Below are 20,230 nucleotides of genomic sequence, written 5' to 3'. Positions count from 1 at the left end.
TAATCTGGCAGCTCTTAAATTCCCGACTTTAGAAGAAGAGAAATAGCCTGCCAGACTTCGGGGGGCAATGCCTCGGCCATTGCGAAAGGCCCGGAAATAGGAATTGCCGCGATACTCCATGCCTCATGCCCGACTTTTACCGCAAGTGAGCGCTCTCGCTTCGCATTGCCTTCCTCGTCGTAGAGCCCCCCCAACTTTCCACCAATCATGTCATGAGTGCCGGCAAAGGATTCGATCAATCTATCTTGCCAACTACCAGTCCCGTAAGGCACACCGAATAAAGTGCCTCTTACACCCTGTATCCCACCGGTAAGGCCGCCCATTTCTTTACCTTTCTCTGTCCCCAAAAATTCAGCCAAACTCATCCCGACAGCCCCGTTATCAAACTGAACCTGTTTTTTGTCATCAAGATCCAGACTTCCATCGGTTTTCTTTAGACACCGCTCATTAGTTTTTCCGCATAGCTTTTCCAAATCAATTCGTGTGCCACCAAGTTTTACACCGTCCCCATTGGACCCCACACTTTCGCCAGATATATTATTGATAGTAGTTTGACCATCTGTTACTCCCGCAAACTTCGCAGAATCTTCAATCATCAATTCACGCATTTTACTGGCGGCAGCTGACAGAGTTTCCTTGGTAACCGCCGATGTGCCAGAGCCAGTGACAGCGCCAATTAGTACGTTCATCACGCGCTCTTGCAACTTAAGATCCTTCAGTTCAGCTTCGACAACCGCCTTCTCCTCCGTAGTCTTCACTTGCTTCAAGCGTGCTTGCAGTTCGGCACGTTCGGTTTTCACGTAGCTATCCACTGCCGTGTATGCTTGCTGCGAAAATGCTGCCGCGATCTCCGCCTGGGCCTGCACTTGCGCGACCAGCTTGCCGGCATCCCAGTCCTTGACAAGACCATTCGCGCTATCGCCAATGAGGATGTCTCGATTAATACTGGCAACCGTTTCTTCGACGGTCTTGCCTGTCATTGCCTTATGCTCAGTCTCGTTTCGAGCCTCGATAGCACCACCACTGATACCACTACGAGTGACGCTGCTGTCGCTGCCACTGATCCTGCTGTACCCGGGGGCCCCGGCACCGACGCTGTTGCCGAAGTTCTGCAGCGACCAGTCGCTGCCCTTGCCTGCGACATTAGTGGCTTTGGAGCTTTCCGATTGCTTGTCGGTCTCTTTTCCATCCGCCTTCTTGTCATCGCCGCTCACGCTGAAGCCACCCGATAGGCTCACACCAGTGGCCTTGTGCTTGCTGCGATTTTCGATATCGCTAACGGTCAAGGTGCCGGTGCTCACGCGGTTGAGACCATCCTTCACGGCCTGGTCTGTACTGGCGATGGCGGCCCCCTTGAGGTCGGTGTTGCCCTTGACCTTGACATCGAAACCGCCGTCGCCGRCCTGGATGCCGCTTTGCCCCCGGACGCTGGCGAAATCGCCGTCGACCTTGCTGTTGGAATAGCTGGCGCTGGCGGCAAAACCAACACCTACGGTGACGCTCCCACCAAGGCTTTGATCCTTGCTTTTAAAGGTACTGGTGTCTTGCAGGCTCTCGATATTGAGGTTGCCGCCGACATCGGCCACCACCTGTTTACCACTGGCCACCGCGCCGCGCAGGGTGGTGTCGCCGCCCGATTCCAGGGTCAGGCGTTCGCCCGCGTTGACATGGGCGTTGCTCCAGGTGACGTCCTTGCCTTCGCCCTTGCCTTTGGAGCCGCTGGCATTGGCTGTGACACCGAAGCCGACGCCATTGGAACCAACCGAGATGGCCACGCCGACGCCACCACTGGCGCTGCTGCTCTTGCGGTCGGTTTCGTTGGTGTTTTGAGCGGCCAGCAGGGTGAGGTCGCCGTCGGCCTTGAGGTGAGCGTTGCCACCGGCGCGGATGCGGCTGCCCTGGACAGTGAGGTCGGAATCCTGGCCGGCGCCAGTGGCACTGATACGCACGTCGCCGCCGGCAGCCACGGTGGAGCCGACGGCGGTGTCGCGGGTGCTGGTGAACTTGCTGTCGCTCTTGCTGCCGCCCACGGTGATTGAGATATTGAGGCCACCGGCCGCCTTGGGGTCGGCCTTGATGGTGTCGAGCGTATTCTTGGCCGTCAGCACGGTGGTTGCGGCGGCCAGTGCCTTCATCCGTGGATCCTCAGTCTTGCCAGCCGCACTCTTCATCTGCTCGGCAGCCTGCAAGGCCGAGATCACCGGTGCGGTCACCGCCACGGTCAGGCCGGACTGGCGGAATTTACTCTCCTCCGTGCTGCGCCCGCTTTCGCGAGTCTCGACGATATCCACCTTCCTGGCGTGGATATCGATATCCCCTTTGGGCGCCAGTACGTGGCTGCCGGTCTGCTGGTAGTGGTTGCCCGCGACCAGGGTAACGCTACCGCCGGTGGCGCCCACGGTGGAGGCCGCGGCGCTGGTGCTCATATCCTTCTTGCCTACGCTCTGCATCTGACTGCCGAGGGTGATTGCGACCCCGCCGTTGTAGAGGAAGCCGGTCTTGTCGGTGCGCTTGAAGTGGCTTTCGCTGCGGGTGTTGGTTGCGGCTTCTACCCTGAGGTCGTTCTTCGCCACGATGACGGTGCGCGCATCGGACACCACATTGCTGCCAGTGACCGTGACGTTCTGCCCCTGCACCGCCACGGTGTTGCCGCTGAAGGTGCTGGCTACGGCGTTGGTTTCCTCCACGCTGTTACGGCTGGTTTTGGTGGTGGAGCCGAACAGGCCGCTGCTCTTGTGCTTGCGGCCTTCGCTCCAGGTGCTTCCGGCCTCGCCGGCGACGATGTTGACGTCGCCTTGTGCCACGGCCACCAAAGCGCCTTTGTCGCTGGTGACGTTGGCGGCGCGGGCGTTGAGATCGCCGACGGCCTGCAGGCGAACGTCGCCTTCGGTTCGCACGGTGGTGCCAACATCCTGCCCATGGCCCTGTTTGAGGTAGTTGCTGGTGTTGCGGACGTTGTTTTCCTGCTCGGCGACCTGGACGGTGCCGAGGTTGAGGTCGCGCCCGGCGACGATGGCGGTCTTGCCGTCCTTGCCGGCATTGATGATTTGCGCGGCCATCAGGTTGGCGTCGCGCCCGGCCATGGCCACCAGGGTGCCGCCGGGGTTGCTGACGTACAGGCCGGCGGCGCGGTCGATGTGGGTGCGGCTGAAGTCGCTCAGGCCCGCCCGCTTGGCGTCGCTGTGGATGGTGGTGACCACATTGAGGTCGCGTCCGGCTGTCGCGGACAGCGCCTTGCCCGCATCCAGCGTACCGCCGATATTGTCCAGATCGTTGCGGGCCTTCAGGGCCACCGCGTCGCCTGTGATGCGGCCACCGAGGTTGCGCAGGTTCTCGCCGGTGAGCTTGACGGCGGTGCGCCCGGCGATGGTGCCGGAGTTGACCAGGTCGCCCTTCAACTCGAGGTCAATGCTGTCGGCGGCGATCAGCGTGCCATTGCCGTTGAGGTCGCCGGGCTTGACGCGCACGTAGACCTGCGGCACCAGGGCACGGCTGCGCGTGCCGTCGGCCAGGGTGACATCTTGCTCCACCAGCCAGACCATGTCGCTGGTGAGCTGGGCCATCTGCTCGGCGCTCAGCGCCACGCCGGGGCGCAGGCTCCAGGCCTTGGCATAGGTGCCGCCGGCTTCCAGCAGCGCGCGGTACTGCGCTTCGTCGCTGCCGTAGCCCTGGAGGAAGCGCCGGCCGGTGAGCTGGCCGATCTGGTCGCGCACCAGGCCCTGTTCGTAGAAGCCGTCGCCCAGGCGCTTGTGCATGGCGGCCGGGTCGTAGCCCAACTGCGACAGCAGGTAGTCGGAGCTGAGCCAGTTGCGGTAGTTGGCAAAGCGCGGGTCGGTTTCGATCAGGTAGCTGCCGCTGTCCGGCTGGACGCGGAACAGGCTGTTGGTGGGGACCTGGGTGTCGACGCCCACGGTACGGATCACGGCGGGGTCGTTGCCACTGGCGGCACCGACGCTGCTGCTCGTGCTGGCGCCCGGGCCGTCCGCGGATGCCGCGTCTTGTCCCTGGAGGGTGCCAGGGCCGCTGACGCTTCCCACCGCGGCCGCCACTTCGATGATCTCGCGCGAGCTGGCGCCGCCGGAGGTACCGCTGCCACCGGCGATGGTGCCACCCACGCCGCCGGTGTTGCGCCCGCCGACGCTGTAGCCACTGCCGTTGCTGGCGGTGTGTTGCTGGGCCTTGGACACGTTCAGGGGGATGGTCTGGATCGTGTCGGCGGGGGTGTAGGCGATCCTGCCGTCCCACTTGCGCTCGTGATACCACTTGAAGCCGCCGCGCCAGCGGCTGTAGGTGTACTGGCTGGTGCCTTGCTCGCGCTGGATGTGCTCGCCGAACACCTGTTCGTTCTTCAGGTTGTGCAAGTCGCCCTGCAAGGCGCCGCCGGCGAAGATGTGGCTTCTATCATTGGTCAGTTCGTCGCCGCGCAGCGTCATGTTGCCGCCGGAGCGCATCAGCGCCGGCGCGCTTTGGGTGACCTGGGTTTCGTACTCGGTGCGGGTGATGTCGTACTGGGTCCAGGCCTTCACTTCGGCGCCGGTCTGCTTGTTGCGGTAGAGGCCCGCTTTGCTCCAACGCTCCCAGGCGAAATCGCCAATATCGTGTTTGTTCGGGTCACCGTTGGGCTGCAGGTACATGCCCTTGGTCGGCCCGCCAACCTGCACCACCTCGGCGCCGAAGTGCAGGTTGCCGTTGCGCAGGCGGCTGGCGTCGATGGTGAGGCCGCCGAGGGATTCGATGGTGGCGCTGTCGTTGAGCAGCAGGCCAGCGCGGCCGGTGGCATGCCCTTCGGCATCGAGCGCCCCGCCGATATTCATGGCGTCGCTGCCACCACCGGCGCTGAAGATCAGCGCCTGTTCGCGGTTGTTGACAACGCCGGCGCCGATGTCGAGGCGCTGGCGCGCGGCGATGGCGGCGGCCTTGGTCTGGCCGTTGGCGTGCTCCTCGCGGTTTAGCACGCTCCCCGCCTGGATGCCGACATGGTCGCCGTAGATGCGCCCGGTGCCGACGTTATCGAGGGTGCCGGCTTCGATGCGGGTCCGGCCGCCGTCGATCAGGCCGCGGTTGCCCAGTGTGCCGCCGGCCGCCACCAGGGTGCGCCCGCCGCTGATCTGGCCGCTGGCGGTGTTGTCCACATGGCTGCCGCGGACTTCCAGGTCGCCGGCCTGCAAGGTGCTGCGGTTGGTCAGGCGGCCAGCGGTACTGATGAGCGCGCGACCGTTGGCGGTGATTTCGCCGCTATTGTCGAAGGCCTGCTGCAAGGCAACGGTCAGGTCGCCCTTGGAAAGCACCCTGCCATCGCCGGCCATCCCCCCGGCCTCGATGGACTGGCGGGTGCCGGACAGCAGCGTGCCGGCACTGTTGACGATGCGGTTGGCGGTCACGGCGATGCTGCCCGCCGAAGAGACGCTGCCGCCGGTGTTGTCCAGGGTGTTACCCACGCCGGCGCCGGTAATGCCGATGTKACGGTCGGCGGCGATGGTGCCGGCGGTGTTGTCGATGCGGTTGCCGGCCAGGGCCACGGTGCCGCCCTGCAAACCCAGCGGCGCTTGGGGATCGGCGCTTTGGGTGTCGCGATTGAGGATGGTGTCGGCGTTCACGCCCAGATCGTCGCCGGCCGCCATCAGGCCGTTGTGGTTGTCGGCGGTACCGGTCAGCGTCACGGTCAGTTTTTTGCTGGCCTGGACCTTGCCGCCCTGGTTCTGCAGCGCGCTGCCGTCCAGGCACACGCCAGCGTTGCCGCTGAACTGGCCACCGTTGCGGTTGTCGAGGGTACCGACTTGTGCGGCCAGATCTCCCTGGCTGTGGAGCACGCCGGCACGATTGTCCAGGTCGCCGCCGCTCAAGCCGAGGGCGCCGGCCGATTGCAGCAGGCCTGCGGTGTTGTCGAATGCGCCGCTGCGGATGTCGAGCCTGCCCGCCGTGCTGGCGAGGGTGCCGTGGGCGTTGTCCAGCGCCGCCTGGCGGGTGTCGATGCGCAAATTGGCGCCAAGGACGGTGCCGGCAGCGTTGCCGAGCCCGGTGCTGTCCAGCGCCAGGCCACCGGCGGCCTGAAGCGTGCCACCGGCGTTATCGGTACGGCCACGGGAGTCCACGGTCACCCCGCCTTTGGTGGAGGCGACGAGGCCGCCATCGCGGTTGTCCAGGCTGCCGGTGGTCAGGCCCAGGTCGCCATGGCTGACGAGCTTGCCGGCGCGGTTGTCCAGCCCTTCGCTGGCACTGACGGTCAGGGTGCCACGGGCGTTGAGGGTACCACCGCGATTGTCGAGGGAACCTGCCGTGACCTGGCCCGCGCCGCCGCTGACAATGACGCCGCCGTCGCGGTTGTCGAGCCGGCCGTCGACCCGGACGTCCAGTCCGGCTTCTCCGGCCGCTTGCAGCGTGCCCCCCTGGTTGTGCAGCGTTCCAGCCTGGATGGCGGTGTCCCCCGCCGCTGCCAGGGTGCCGCCCGTGTTATCCAGCGTTTCGGCCACGGCAAGGCGGGTATCGGCAGCGCCGGCTGCCTGGATATTGCCGTCGCGGTTGCCCAGGGATTTCGCATTCAGGTCGAGGGCGCCGTTACCGGCGATGGTGCCGCCATGATTGTCCAGCGCCCCGCGCACCTTCACGTCGAGTGCGTCGGTGCCGCTGGCGCTCAGGCTGCCCGCGGCGCTGGTCAGCTTGCCGGTGTCAATTTCGATCTTGCGGGCCAGGATGGTGCCGCCGAACAGGTCAGTGGTCTCGCCGGTAAGGGTGAGGGCGCCATTGCTGGCGAGCGTTCCGCCGGCACCGTTGAGTGTGCCGGCAGCGATATCCAGGCGACCGTTGCCGGCGTGTTGCACGGTACCGTCCGCGTTGCCGAACGTGCTGGCGCGGATGCTCAGGTCGCCATTGGTTGCAATCGTGCCTTGGCTGTTGTCGAGCGAGCCGGCCACGTGGAGCCGGTTGCCGTGCTCGCCACTGGCGACGATCTTGCCGCCGCGGTTGTCGAACGACTCGGCAGTGAGGTCGATCCGGGCCGCGCTCAGGCTGGCGTTGCGGTGGTCAGCGCTGCCGAGCTTGAAGGCCGCCGCGCCCGCCGTGGCGATCTGGCCGTCTTTGCCGTTGAGCGTGTCAACCTGCATCTTCAGGGCAGCATCGCCGGCGTGGTTGAGCTTGCCACTCTGGTTGATGAGCTGGCGGGACGACAGACTCAATTGCGACGCATTGCTCACCAGGGTGCCATCGCTGTTGTCGAGCGTATCGGCCACCTGCAGATGGGTGGCATCCGTGCCGCCGTGCAGGAAAGCCCCCGCGCGGTTGGAGAGGTTGTCGGCCGTGAAGGTCAGCGCGCCGCCCAGTTGCAGGCGGCCATCGTCGTTGCTCACCTGGCCAGCGCGGATGCTGGCGGCGTCCGAGACATGCAGTTCGCCGCTGCGGTTGGCCAGGTCTCCCCCGCTGACGCTGAGCTGGCGCACGCCCAGATGGCCGCCGTCGTTGTTCAGGCCGCCACTGGCGGCAAGGTCGATCGCGCCGCCGGCGAAGATGCGGCCGCCGTCGTTGTCGAGGGTCTTGGCAATATTGAGCGCACCGTCGGCCAGGCGGGCCGGAGGGTGCGGCGCGGGCGCGGTGCCAGCATCGACCTCCACAATGCCTCCGGTGCTTGTGCTGCCGCCTTCGCTACCGCTYCCCGGGACGCCTCCGTTACCCGAGCTGCCTGGGCCACCACCGCTGCTGGCTTCGACCAGGCCAATGCGCCCGCCATGGCGGTTGGAGGCGACCGTTACGCGCAAGGCCAGGTTCTGTACGCCGGTCTGCTCGATCGCGCCGTCACGATTGGCGAGCGATTGCGCATTGACCTCTACGCGCCGGCCGTTGAGGGTGCCGCCACGGTTGTCCACATCCTGCGGGGTGTTCACCACCAACTCGCGCCCGGCGCTGAGGGTGCCGGCATTGGCGACGCCGCCGCTTGCGTTCACCCGGGTATCGGTCCGCGCCTGCATGGCACCGCTATTCTCCAGGCGGCCATCGGCGGTCACGACCAGTTCGCCCGCCTGGGTGCCCAGGTTCCCGGCGTTGCGAACCCCGACGCCATGTTCCGTGCCCAATAAAACGATCTTCTGGCTATACATGCCGCCCAGGCTGCTCACGTCCACGGCGAAGGCCGGAGCCTTGCCGCCAGCGGCCTTGGCCGCCACCCGGGTGTGATCGGCGCTGACATCGTTGACGCCCGTCGTGACTTGCAGTTGGCTGGCCCAGATGCCGGCGTTGACCTCCATCGAGCGAGCGATCACGTCGGTGTAATCGGCACCGCTGGCGTCCAGGCCCTTGCCCTGGACCCGGAGGGCGCCGCCTTCGACACGATAGCCCTCCAGAGAGCCGCCGTTGACGACCGGCGTACCGGTGGTCAGGGTCAGCCGGTTGGCATTGATGAAGCCGCAGCCGTCGCAGGAAATCCCGGCCGGGTTGGCGATGACCAGTTGCGCCCGGCTACCGGCGATTTCGACGTAGCCGTTAAGCCGGCTGGGGTTGCTGGAATTGACTTCGTTGAGAATGACCTTGGCCGTCCCCTTGCCCAGCCATGGGTTGCCCTGCACCCAGCCGCCCAACTGCGTTTGTGTGTTCCCGCGGGAGTTGTTGAGGATCGCCCCCTGCTGGCCCACGTCAAATTGCTGGTAGGTGTTACGCGAAACACCGGCTGCACTTGGGGTCTGGATGTTGACCAAGGGAGTGCCATTCGGTGCTAGCAGCACGGTCGGACGCTGGTTGCCCGGCGCGCTGGGATCGGCCACCACCTGCGCAAGCGCCGTGCCGCCCAGGACGACGTGCCCCATGATGACCCACACGGCGAAATTCAATGGCCGCACCATCACGACGCAAGGTCTGCTGGCCGCTATGCCCCGCCCCCCGCCACCGCTGCTGTGGCCTCGGGCGATTTCGGCGACGACCTGGAGCATGCCGCGGGCACGGTTGAAAATGATGCGGTAGAGGTTCTTGTTCATGCGGCCATTCCCATTTATGCAGATACGAATGCGGGCGCACTCGCCCCAAGGAGATCAGTAAGACCAGCCCATGCTGAAGCCGGCGATGACAGAGTCGGTCCGGAACCCTTGGGGCTTGTACAGCGGCGTGCCTAAGAAGACGTCCCAGTAGCCGCCATGCATGCCGCCGCGCAAGCCGATGGCCGAACCCGCGAGGGTGCGGCCCGGTTGCCAGCGGGTGGCGGGACCGCCGACACGCCCCACATCGACGGCGACGTACACTTCCTGCCCGGCGCCCAGGGCCAGCCCCAGGTCGTTGCGCCATAGCCATCCGCGCTCGCCCATGAGCGTGAGTTCGCCGTCGAAGCCGCGCACGGTATAGCGCCCGCCGATGGCGAAACGGTCCYGCGGCACCAGCGGCGTGCGGTTCCATTGCGCCCGCCAGTTGGCGGTGTAGCGCAGGGATTGGTTGGCGATCCGGAATGGCACGGCGAACTGGGCGTCGGCGGTGATGACCTGCATGCGCGAGGTGCCTTCACCGAAGTCTTCCTCCGGCGCCGCCATCGCCCCGAAGGCGCCAGTGCCGCGCCGGTAGGCAAGCGTGGCATCGAGGGTGGACGTGCCCAGGTACTCCCGATGCGTCAGCCCCAGCTCCCAGCCGCCGGTGCGGCGGCGCTGCACTTCGATCTCGGTGTCGTCGATGTAGTTGCCGGATTGGCGCAGCCAGCCGCGGACGTAGGCGCCGGTCTTGCGCGTCGCATCGCGATACAACAGGCGCGACAAGCGGACTTCGGCGTTTTCGCTGGTGCCGCGGTAGACATAGTTCTGCGAGTAGCCGGCCACGGTCTGGCGGTATTTGTAGCCACCGGCGGTGGCGCCCAGCTGCCAGTAGCCAAGCGGGACGCTGTAATGGATGGTGTAGCCCTGCGTGCCCTTGCCGCCGGGGCTGAACACGTCGTGGTTGACGTTGGCGTAGAAGAGATCGTTCAGCATCAAGGTATCGTCCAGCGAGAGCGTGGCGCTCGCCTGGTACTTGCCCGTCGCCCGGCTGCCGGAATCGTCCAGCGCGACGTTCAGCCGCATGGGCCGGCGCTGCGACCAGGCGATGACCAGGTCGCTTTCGCCAGGCCGTGCGTCCTCACCTTCCGCCGGCACGATCTGGATGTCGGCCTCCACGGTGGGGACGCGCTTGAAGTTCTCCAGCGCCTGTTCGATATCGCGCAGGTTGAGCAGATCGCCACGGCGGATCGGTACGGCGTTCCAGGCGGTGGCACGCGAGGAGGTATCCGCGGCGAAGCGGACCGCCCGTACCCGCCCCGGGACCACCGAGAGCGTCAGGACGCCGCTGCTCAGGTCCTGCGGGGCCGCCAGCACACGCGTGGTCACAAAGCCACGCGCGACGATGGCATTCTGGATGCGCTTCATCACCACGTTGATGCCTGCGGTGCCCAGGCAACGGCCGGTAGCGGGATCGGTGGCAGGGTCAGCCGCCTTCAGCGCCCACAGGAATTTGCCGGCATCCTCGCCAGTCAGCTGGATCTCGTGGATCGTGAAGCAGGGACTTTCTTCCCTCGGCAACTGATCGGGCGCCGCCAGGGCCGGCATCTGCATGCGCACATCCGGCGTGGTTTCCTGCTGCTCGCGCAAGACGCGTTCGCGCTCCTGCTGGCGCAGTAATTCCTGCGCCGGGCTTCCGGGTGCCTGCCCCTGCGAGGCGATCGGAAACACCAGCAGGCCGCAAGCCAGGCACCACGAGCGCATTACCGATGACCAGTACCTCCGTTGCTCCATGTTTGTTCTTCCCTGTATTGGCCCATGCCCCCTGCTGGCGGGCATCCAGTACCGCCTATGGCAGGCCAGAGAAGTTGCACTTGTCCGCTCACGCGACTGAGAGTGACTTGCAACCAAACCTAGAGTGTTCGCGCTGCGAAGTGCGGCGTGCTTAGGAAATTTCTTGAAATTGGGGAGATTCTTCCCAACCTTGCGCGGTTCTTTCGCACGGCTGCAGACCGCGCCTGCGGCTCCGCGTCAGCACCGCATGGGGTGATTCCGTGTCACAGGATCTGCTGGCCTGGCGAACCCCATCATGTCCTGGGGTCGAAGCGCTGCAGCTATCGCACATGCGCTTCCCTGGGTGGGTTTCCTGGGCGCAAGAGCGATGGTGAACCTGGCGCCAAGACAATCTGGATCGGCATGCAGCGAACCATGGACGGCGCACCCGCTATTCAGGCACTGCGGGAAGAACCATGACTTCCGCATAAGGGAATGGACATAAGGTCACTTGCCGAAACTGAGATACTGCAACTGGAAGGAGCCATGAACCTAGACGGCGACGCCATGTCCACCAACATCCCGTCCTGGCGCGATCACATAGCGCGTGGGCATCGGCAGCGTCCGGCTTGTGTTGCCATTGAAGTCGGGCAGGTCATTCCTGAGTTGCTCGCGGAGCGTCACCAAGTAGTCCAAGCATGACGCTTGCCGATATAGGGCTGCGCCATATTCCAAACACACTGGCGCATTTGCTAGCATCTGCCATCGTCTCGCCGGCCCGTTCCGGCCGGCCACCCGTCCCACCTGCAACTGGTTCCAGCAGTCACCTGAATGCCACGCTTTCCGGGCGACATGCCTTTTGAAGTGAAACGCAGCAAAACAAGACCAATTCGGGAGAAGACAGACCATGAACACCAGGACACTGAGCATGCTTGCGGGCGCCGGGCTATGGCTCGCCTCTGGCGCCGTGCTGGCGCAGGGCAGCGGCCTTACGCGTACCCTTGTCGGCAAGGAGGACGTTTCCGTGCCGGGGCGGGAGGCTGTGGTGGCACGGGTGGAGGTGGCGCCCGGCGCCTATGCGGGACGGCATACGCATCCGGGCGACGAGGTCAGCTACATATTGGCAGGCCAGGCCGAACTCCTGATCGACGGGCAACCGCCGCGGGTCGTCAAGGCGGGCGAGTCGTTCGTGGTTCCGGCCGGGGTCGTGCATGACGCGCACAATCCCGGCACCGCGCCGGTCAGCCTGGTCGGCGTGTATGTGGTCGAAAAGGGCAAGCCGCTCGCGACGCCCGCGCCCTGATATCGCTGTCGCTGCATCGGGGCACGTTTGTCGTTTGTCTCCGCCGCGATGCAGCGCACGGTCGATCCCGCGCATCCAGCATGAGGCTCGCCACAATAAAAAAGCCCGCCCCACTTGCGTGGCGCGGGCCAAGTTTCCGTATTCTGGAAACGGGTAGACAAGTCATGAAGAGCGCCCCCGCATCTCCATGACGGAAACCATCTTATCCGGACTGACCGTTGCGGCACTTGACCCATGTCAAACGGACCGCACGTGCCGGAGAACCCCCTCTGCAGGCACGATTTCCGTGGGCGCGGCCATCGACCGGAGATGGCCTACGCCGCATCGTCCAGCTTGACCGCAAAGCCGCGCTGTACCCCTGGCCGGGCAAACAAGGCGTCATACCAGCGCCGGATGTTGGGAAAACGATCGAGCGAAACCTGATGGCGCTCATGCCGCCATGCCCACCCGAGGATCGCGAAATCCGCCACGGATAGCTCGCCCGCGACGAATTCCACTTCCGCCAGCCGCCGGTCAAGCACGCCGTAAAGACGGTTGGTTTCCTCTGAATAGCGCTTGAGCCCATAGTGCCGGTCGGCCTCCGACTCCACAGTGCGGAAGTGATGGACTTGTCCCGGCATGGGCCCGAAGCCGCCCATCTGCCACATCAGCCACTCCAGCACCGGTACCCGTTCGCGCAGGGATGCTGGCAGGAATTTGCCGGTTTTCTCGCCGAGGTAGAGCAGGATCGCGCCGGATTCGAACACGCTGATCGGCTGGCCGCCGGGACCATCGGGATCGACGATGGCCGGAATCCGGTTGTTGGGGCTGATGCGCAGGAAGTCCGCCTGGTGCTGCTCGCCCTTGGTGATGTTCACCGTCTTGACGGTGTACGGCAAGGCCATTTCCTCGAGCGCGACGCTGATCTTGCGTCCGTTCGGCGTGTTCCATGTGTGCAGGATGATGGTCATGGGAATTGGTAGGTGATGAGGGACGGCACCCTGGCTTGCGCCTGGATCAGCTCAGCGGCACGCCAACATGCTGCCGGAAGCCGGCACGCCCGCCGATGCCCTGGTACCAGCGGTCCAGGTCCGGCGTTGCGGGGCGGTCGATCTGGGCGTCGAGGCCGTACCAGCGGCGCGCGTACGCACCCAGCACCAGGTCAGCCAGCGTGAACGTGCCGCACTCGAGAAAATCGCGGCCTTGCAACTGCCGGTCGATCATCCGCCACAGGCCCGCCACGGTGGCGGCGTCGGCATTCAGGCGCGCCACGTCGCGCTCTGCGGCCGACGTTCGCACATAACCCCAGAATACCGGCCTTTCCGCCGGCTGCAAGGTCGAAAGGGACCAGTCCAGCCAGCGGTCCACGCTTGCGCGCACCTTCGGCTCGGCCGGGTACAGCGTGGTGCCCTTCCCGTACTGCATGGCAAGGTAGCGCAGGATCGAATTCGACTCCCACAACACAAAGCCGTCATCGATGAGCGTAGGGACGCGCCCGTTCGGATTCATCGCAAGATACTCGGGCCGGTCGTTGCCGCCGAATTGCATGCCGGCGTCGATGCGCTCGAACGGCAGGCCGAGTTCGTCGCAACACCAAAGCACCTTCTGCACATTGACCGAATTCGCCCTGCCCCAGATCGTCAGCATTCCATGCGTCCCCAGTGAAAACACCTTGTTTGCGGAAGACGTCAACGATACACCAGGCAAGGCCGCGCTGCCGGGACGCCGGGCGATGGCCGCTGGGCTACCCGGTTTGGATATCGGACTCAGTGCGAGAACAGCACGGGAATCGTCATGGTTTCCAGCAACGTCCGGGTCACGCCACCCAGCATCACCTCACGGAACCTGTTGTGCCCATAGGCGCCGGCCACGATGAGATCGGCATCCAGGTCGGCGGCTTCCGACAGCAGCCGCTCGCCCGCGTCGGCCAGGTCGGTCACGGGGAGATTGCATACCGCCGCCGTCACGCCATGCGCCGCCAGCCAGGTCGCGGCGTACTGCGCAGGCGTGTTCCAGGGGTCGTCGGCCTTGCCCGCCACCGTGCAAGTGACAATGGTCACGGCCTCGGCCTGGCGCAGAAATGGCAGCGCATCGTGGATAGCGCGTGCCGCCTCGCGCCCGCCGTCCCAGGCGATCAGCACGCGGCTGCCAACGGTGTTGAACCGGCCCGCCCTGGGAATCGCCAGTACCGGCCGGCCACTGGCAAGCACGATGGATTCGACAAACCCCTCGGCCACGAAGGCCGTCGGATCCGCCGGGTCGGCCTGGCCGACCACCAGCAAGTCCGCCAGGCGCGCTTCGCGCTGGCCGATGGCCAGGGGAAGCCCGTCGAAAGCCTGCCATTGCGCAGTGATCGGCAGCTCTTCCGTCGCGCCCTCGAAGCTGCGCCGCACGATCTCGCCATCCTCCTCGTAACGTGCCTGAAGGGCATCGAGGTAACCGGCGCCGTCGGGCAGCCGGTACACCCACGCGGGTTCGGGTCGATGGCAGGCGAACATGCCGACCAGCGTGGCATTGTGCCTGGCGGCAAGCTGCGCGGCGATTTCGATGCGATGGTATGACCGCCGGCTGGGATCGAGAATCACCATGATGGTGGCGTAGGACATAAGGAGGCTCCCGCCCGTCGGCCGGGCTCGTGATCGGGTCAGAATGCACTGTAGCGCCTGCGCCGCGCAGCGCAAGCGCGGACTGTCCGGTCGTTGCGCCAGGTCAATATGGCCGGGCCGGGGCCATCGGGCAACGCTGTACATGGGAATCCGCGGCAGTGCGAGCCGCGCTTCGATGCCTTCGCGATGCGCGCAACGGATGTTGGCATTCTGTGAACACCCGGCAGGCACGCCTACATGACGGCCATCCGCCCGTCGGCAAGCAATTGCGAGAACCAGCCGCCTGCCAGCGTGGCCAGGTCCTCGATCGCGGCGGGCTCCTCGAATACCCGGCCCTCGCCCGCCACCAGCCGCAGTTGCCGCGGACAGCGAAGGCTGGCGAACGCCAAGTCATTGATCCGGATGCCTTCCGGATCGCCGGCACCCACCACAAGAAGCGTGGGTACGGCCACCTTGCCCAGGGTATCGGCGTCGGCCAGGTCCACTCGCCCCGCGGCGAGCACGAGCGTGCGCAAATCCGCGCCCGCGTCTCCCGCCAGCTTCAACGCGGCGGCGGCGGCGGTGCCGGTGCCAAAGCAGCCGACGGGCAGCGCCGGCAAGCGCAGCCGCGTGCGAACGTAGCCCGGCACCGCTTGCATCACCGCTCGCAGCCGTCCGGCCAGCATGGCAATATCCTGGCGCTTTTCCGCCCGCATGGGCTCCCTGGGCCCGATCAGGTCCACCAGCAGCGTAGCCAGTCCCCTGGCGTTCAGTTTCCTCGCGACATACTGGTTTCGCACAGCGTGGTCGCCGCCCCCGTTGGCATGGACCATCAGCACCAGCCCGACCGGATTGCCGGGGGCGTCGAGCACGCCGTGAAGCCTGGTGCCGTCGCACGCGATGCCAACCGGCAAGCCATCGGCCAGGGCTCTTGCTCCGATGGCCCCGGCGTTGCGCGATTCGATGTCGCGCCACAACAGCGCACGGACCTCCGCGTCGTCCACCAGCGGAAAGCGCTGGTAGGCGTGGTGGATATCGGGATCCGTCCCGGCTGCCCGCAGGCACACGACCTCGTCGGCGCAGGCGCGGACCACCGCCAGGCCTTTTGGTGCGCCGATGGGAACGGCGCAAACCAGCCTGGCCGGCTGCTGCCTGCGCACGGTATGGATCGCCGCCATCATGGTGGCGCCAGTGCAGATACCGTCGTCCACCAGGATCACAACACGGCCACGCGGGTCCAGCCGCGCGCGATGCGACGTGTAGATCGCGCATTGTTGCCGCAGCAGATCGAGCTTTGCCAGCCGCTCCTGCGCAAAATGGACGGGATCGGGCTGTCCCCCCGCCGGGCACTCGACGGCGTAGGTCCAGCCGTTCTCCGTCACGGCGCCAATCGCGGCGACGGCGTTGTCCGGGCCGGCAAGCTTGCTGACCAGCATCACATCGAGATCGCCCTCCAGGGCGTCGGCAAGTCCGCGCCCGACAGCTACTCCGCCCTTCGGAACGGCAAGGATCAGGGGATGCTGGCCACGATAGGCGCGCAGCGCTTCGGCTAGCTGCGCCGCGGCGTCCTCGCGGCTCTCAAAGCGGGCAACTAGCGGATTCACGATCTGCTCCTCTGCTGTGTGCCACGGCAGCGCGGCGCGGCTAGCGCCCAGAATAGACCCCCAGCGGCGATACCACTTGCGCTATGTCAAGGATTGGCAACAGCCGGTCTCAACGTGAAGCGCACCCTACTCACGTGCCCCCCCGGATACCAGAGCGTGTTCCATATCAGGCACTGCCAGTTCACCGGTGGTGCGTCTGGCGCCGGGAACGCTAGATTCGGCCCATTACCAGCAATACGATGACGATCAGCAATACCAGTCCCAACAAGCCGCTGGGCGCGTAACCCCAGCTCCGGCTGTGCGGCCAGGCTGGCATTGCGCCGATCAGAACCAGTATCAGGAGAATTAACAGAATAGTCCCCAGCATTTCGCGTCCTCCTTGACTTCCAGCCGCTGCTTGTCAGGTCACTATATGCGGTAATGAAGCCTGGCAGTTGTCGTGTATCAAGCCGCGCGCGGGCGGGACGGGTGGCGTGCGATAGCAGCGCTGGCCCTGTCTTGCGCGGAGCATCCCGATCAGGACATCGCGTCCATGACGCAAGCCGATGCCCTAAAGGACGGCGCCAGACAGTACACCGACGCCGGCGGTGATCGCCATGGCGAGCGCGCCCCAGAAGGTGACGCGTCCCGCGCCCGAGATTCTGCTGGCACCGCCGACCTGCGCAGCGACGGCGCCTAGCGCGGCGAGAAAGATGAGCGACATTCCCGATACCCATGGCATCAGCCCGCGGCCAGGCGCCAGCCAGGCCACCACCAGCGGAAGGAGCGCGCCGACGGCAAAGCTGGCGGCCGATGCCATGGCAGCCTGGATGGGTTGTGCGCTCAGCGCCTGCGAAATGCCGAGCTCATCGCGTGCATGGGCCGCCAGGCTGTCGTGTGCCATGAGTTGCGCCGCTACCTCCCTGGCAAGACCCGGCTCAAGCCCCCGCTCCACATAAATCGTCGCGAGTTCGTGCTGCTCGGCGGCGGGATCGGCATCCAGCTCTCCACGCTCCCGCCTCAGGTCGGCCTTCTCGGTGTCCGCCTGCGAATGGACCGAGATATATTCCCCCGCGGCCATCGACATGGCTCCGGCCACCAGGCCCGCGATGCCGGTCATCAGGATGTTCGCCTGGCTCGCGCTGGCGGCGGCGACGCCCAGCACCAGGCTGGCGGTGGAGACAATGCCATCATTGGCACCGAGCACCGCGGCGCGCAGCCAGCCTGTGCGATCAACCCGGTGACGTTCACTGTGGCGGGATAAGGACCTCATGGTGCAGCGGCCTCCGATGTGGACTGCAGATGACCTGATGATGCTACCTGCGAGGCCTCCCGGTTGCAACGAAGGCACCCGTTTGCCCGGCCGTGCCTGTGCGTGGATACGCGTTCAGTCGATGGCAAAACGCCGCACCAGCCAGCCCCGCAGCACATAGGTCAGGCAGCAATAGCCAACGAGGATCGGCAACAGCAGCACCCAGAACACGCCGGGCGGCGCCACCAGCCCCAACGGCGCCGCCAGCGGCGAGTATGGCAGCCAGATGCCGGTCAGGCAGATCGCTACGCCGGTGGTGATCAGCGCGGTACTGCCACGGCTTTGTATGAACGGGATCTTGCGGGTGCGAATCACATGGACGATCAGGGTCTGCGACAGCAGCGACTCCAGGAACCAGCCGGTCTGGAACAGGTGCTGCTGCGCAGGCGTACTCGCACCCAGCAGCCAATAAAGCGTGGCAAAGGTGACATAGTCGAACAGCGAACTGATCGGACCGATGCACAGGATGTAGCGGCCGATCTTGCCGATCTCCCAGCGGCGCGGACGGCTGATGGCATCTTCGTCGACGTTGTCCGTCGGCAGCGCGGTCTGCGAGAAATCGTAGAGCAGGTTGTTCGTCAGCACCTGGATCGGCGCCATCGGCAGGAACGGCAGCCAGGCGCTCGCGCCGAGCACGCTGAACATATTGCCGAAATTCGAGCTGGCGCCCATGCGCAGGTACTTGAGCAGGTTGGCAAAGACCTTGCGGCCTTCGATCACGCCGTCGTRCAGCACCAGCAGGCTCTTTTCCAGCAGGATGATGCTGGCCGATTCCTTCGCGATATCGGCGCCACTGTCCACCGAGATGCCCACGTCGGCCGCCTTGAGCGCCGGTCCGTCGTTGATGCCGTCGCCCAGCACGCCCACCACCCGTCCGCGCGCCCGCAGGGCCTTGACGATGGCCGCCTTGTGCGCCGGCGCCAGCTTGGCGAAGAGCTGCGTGCGTTCGGCCAGTTCCCCCAGGGCTTGCGGCGAGAGCCCGTCGAGTTCGTGGCCGAGAACCGCGCGGTCCACGTCGATGCCGACTTCCCGGCAGATCTTGCGCGCGATCACCGGGCTGTCGCCGGTCAGCACCTTGACCTCGATGCCGCTGCCGCGCAGTGCCGCCAGCGCCGGCGCCGCGCTATCCTTGGGCGGGTCGATGAAAGCGATATAGCCGAGCAGGATCAGCCCGGATTCGTCCGCCACCGAGTAGGGCTGCGTATCGGGCGCCGGCGGCAAGGGCTTGTAGGCGATCGCGATCACCCGGAAGCCATCTTCGTTGAGCGCATTGCAGACCGTCATCAGGGCGTGGCGATGCGAATCATCCAGCGCAATGGCCTGCCCCCCAAGTTCGGCGCTGGCGCAGACTGCGTAGACCTCCTCCACCGCGCCCTTGCAGACCAGCAGCCTGCCCTGCGGCCCATCCACCACCACCGACATGCGGCGCCGCTCGAAATCGAACGGCACCTCGTCGATCTTGCGATAGCCGCCCTGTTGCCGCAGCATTTCGCCCACCTCGTCATGGAAGAGCACCGCCTTGTCCAGCAGGTTGTGCAAACCCGACTGGTGGTAGCTGTTCAGGTAGGCGAACTCCAGCACGCGCGCGGTCTCCCGGCCAGCCAGGTCCACATGCTTTTTCAGGATGATGCGGTCCTGCGTCAGCGTGCCGGTCTTGTCGGTGCACAGCACATCCATCGCCCCCAGGTTCTGGATGGCGCTGAGATGTTTCACGATCACCTTGCGGCGCGACATGGCAAGCGCGCCCTTCGCCAGGTTCACGGTCACCAGCATCGGCAACATCTCGGGGGTCAGCCCCACGGCGACGGCCACCGCAAACAGCAACGCCTCCAGCCAGTCGCCCTTGGTCAGTCCGTTGATCAGGAACACCAGCGGCGCAAGGATCACGATCAGGCCGATCATCAACCGGGCGAAGCGCTGCAGGCCTTGCTCGAATACCGTGCCGGACGTCTCCTCCGACAGCGAGCGGGCGATGCCGCCGAACATGGCGCGCGGCCCGGTCAGCACCACCACCACGGTCGCGCTGCCGCTGACCACGGCCGTGCCCATCAGCACGATGTTCTCCAGCGTGCCGGGTTCGTCGCCGCTGGCGCTCTCGCGCGCGAATTTCTCCACAGGCAGCGATTCCCCGGTGAGGGCCGACTGGTTGACAAACAGATCCTTCGACGCCAGCAGCCTGGCATCCGCGGGGACAAGATCGCCCGCCGCCAGGTGGACGATGTCGCCCGGCACCAGCGCGCCGATCGGCAGTTCGCTGATGGCGGGCGATGTCCCCGGCCCGGCCCTGCGCTGCGTGGCGGCGGTGGTATGGACCATGGCGCGCAGCGCTGCCGCCGCGCGTCCGGAGCGGCGCTCCTGCACCGTGGCCACGCCAACGCTGAGCATCACCATCACCGCGATCACAGCCGCGGCGTCGTAATCGCGGATGGCCGCCGATACCGCCGCCAGCGTCAGCAGCAGCACATTGAGCGGATTGAGCAGGCGGCGCAGCAGGTCGATCACCGCCGGACGCGGGCGCTCGTGCGCCACCAGGTTGGGGCCATGGCTTCGCAGCCGCAGTTCGGCCTCGGCATGGGTCAGGCCGTCCGGGCTGGCGTCCAGTTGCTTGAGCAAGGCCGCCAGCGGCGTGTTGGCAGCCCGCAGCAACGCCTCCGGCATGCCGCAGGACGCGGGCTCCGGGCCGGCCGGACCGCCGGACGATGCGGGATGCCGGCGGTGCATCCGGCTCACCCTCTCGCCAAGCCACCGGATGGCCCGGACGA

At 65.8% G+C, this 20,230-nt stretch carries 10 protein-coding genes and 1 pseudogene; 2 read left to right on the top strand and 9 right to left on the bottom strand.

Going from position 1 to position 20,230, the window contains the following annotated elements:
* Positions 1–14: 14 nt before the first annotated feature.
* Entirely contained in the window at positions 15–8,957 is an 8,943-nt protein-coding gene (locus AC1DN0_RS23650) for a hemagglutinin repeat-containing protein (RefSeq protein WP_477146048.1), read from the bottom strand.
* A gap of 54 nt (positions 8,958–9,011) precedes the next feature.
* Positions 9,012–10,727 (bottom strand): ShlB/FhaC/HecB family hemolysin secretion/activation protein, encoded by a 1,716-nt coding sequence (locus AC1DN0_RS23645; protein WP_477146047.1) that lies wholly within the window; start codon positions 10,725–10,727, stop codon positions 9,012–9,014.
* 324 nt (positions 10,728–11,051) lie between these two features.
* Here AC1DN0_RS23645 and AC1DN0_RS23640 point away from each other — a divergent pair.
* Both AC1DN0_RS23640 and AC1DN0_RS23635 read left to right on the top strand, forming a co-directional pair.
* Positions 11,052–11,186, top strand: a pseudogene (locus AC1DN0_RS23640) (IS4 family transposase); the annotation flags it as partial.
* Positions 11,187–11,613: 427 nt separating this feature from the next.
* The gene (locus AC1DN0_RS23635) at positions 11,614–12,009 is read left to right on the top strand and encodes a cupin domain-containing protein (RefSeq protein ID WP_428180459.1); all 396 of its coding nucleotides are present in this window, start codon (positions 11,614–11,616) and stop codon (positions 12,007–12,009) included.
* A gap of 314 nt (positions 12,010–12,323) precedes the next feature.
* Here AC1DN0_RS23635 and AC1DN0_RS23630 read toward each other — a convergent pair whose 3' ends face one another.
* From AC1DN0_RS23630 to mgtA, 7 genes are all read right to left on the bottom strand, one after another.
* Positions 12,324–12,959, bottom strand: a complete 636-nt coding sequence (locus tag AC1DN0_RS23630; protein WP_441633781.1) for a glutathione S-transferase family protein — start codon at positions 12,957–12,959, stop codon at positions 12,324–12,326.
* A 46-nt stretch (positions 12,960–13,005) separates the two neighbouring features.
* Positions 13,006–13,635, bottom strand: coding sequence for a glutathione S-transferase family protein (locus AC1DN0_RS23625; RefSeq protein WP_441633783.1), 630 nt, complete (start codon positions 13,633–13,635; stop codon positions 13,006–13,008).
* Positions 13,636–13,754: 119 nt separating this feature from the next.
* The gene (locus tag AC1DN0_RS23620; protein ID WP_441633784.1) at positions 13,755–14,594 is read right to left on the bottom strand and encodes a universal stress protein; all 840 of its coding nucleotides are present in this window, start codon (positions 14,592–14,594) and stop codon (positions 13,755–13,757) included.
* A gap of 233 nt (positions 14,595–14,827) precedes the next feature.
* The gene (locus tag AC1DN0_RS23615) at positions 14,828–16,177 is read right to left on the bottom strand and encodes a phosphoribosyltransferase family protein (RefSeq protein WP_477111777.1); all 1,350 of its coding nucleotides are present in this window, start codon (positions 16,175–16,177) and stop codon (positions 14,828–14,830) included.
* A gap of 211 nt (positions 16,178–16,388) precedes the next feature.
* Positions 16,389–16,544 carry a DUF3309 family protein gene (locus tag AC1DN0_RS23610; RefSeq protein WP_441633787.1) on the bottom strand — a complete coding sequence of 52 codons (156 nt, stop codon included), beginning with the start codon at positions 16,542–16,544 and terminating at the stop codon, positions 16,389–16,391.
* A 183-nt stretch (positions 16,545–16,727) separates the two neighbouring features.
* Positions 16,728–17,429, bottom strand: a complete 702-nt coding sequence (locus AC1DN0_RS23605) for a VIT1/CCC1 transporter family protein (protein ID WP_441633789.1) — start codon at positions 17,427–17,429, stop codon at positions 16,728–16,730.
* A 114-nt stretch (positions 17,430–17,543) separates the two neighbouring features.
* A complete protein-coding gene (gene mgtA / locus AC1DN0_RS23600; protein WP_477146052.1) occupies positions 17,544–20,126 on the bottom strand; it encodes a magnesium-translocating P-type ATPase in 2,583 nt (860 codons plus the stop codon).
* Positions 20,127–20,230 lie beyond the last annotated feature (104 nt).

This window comes from Cupriavidus sp. 05N39 (genome assembly GCF_056397325.1).
This window is presented reverse-complemented; position numbering and strand designations above follow the sequence as displayed.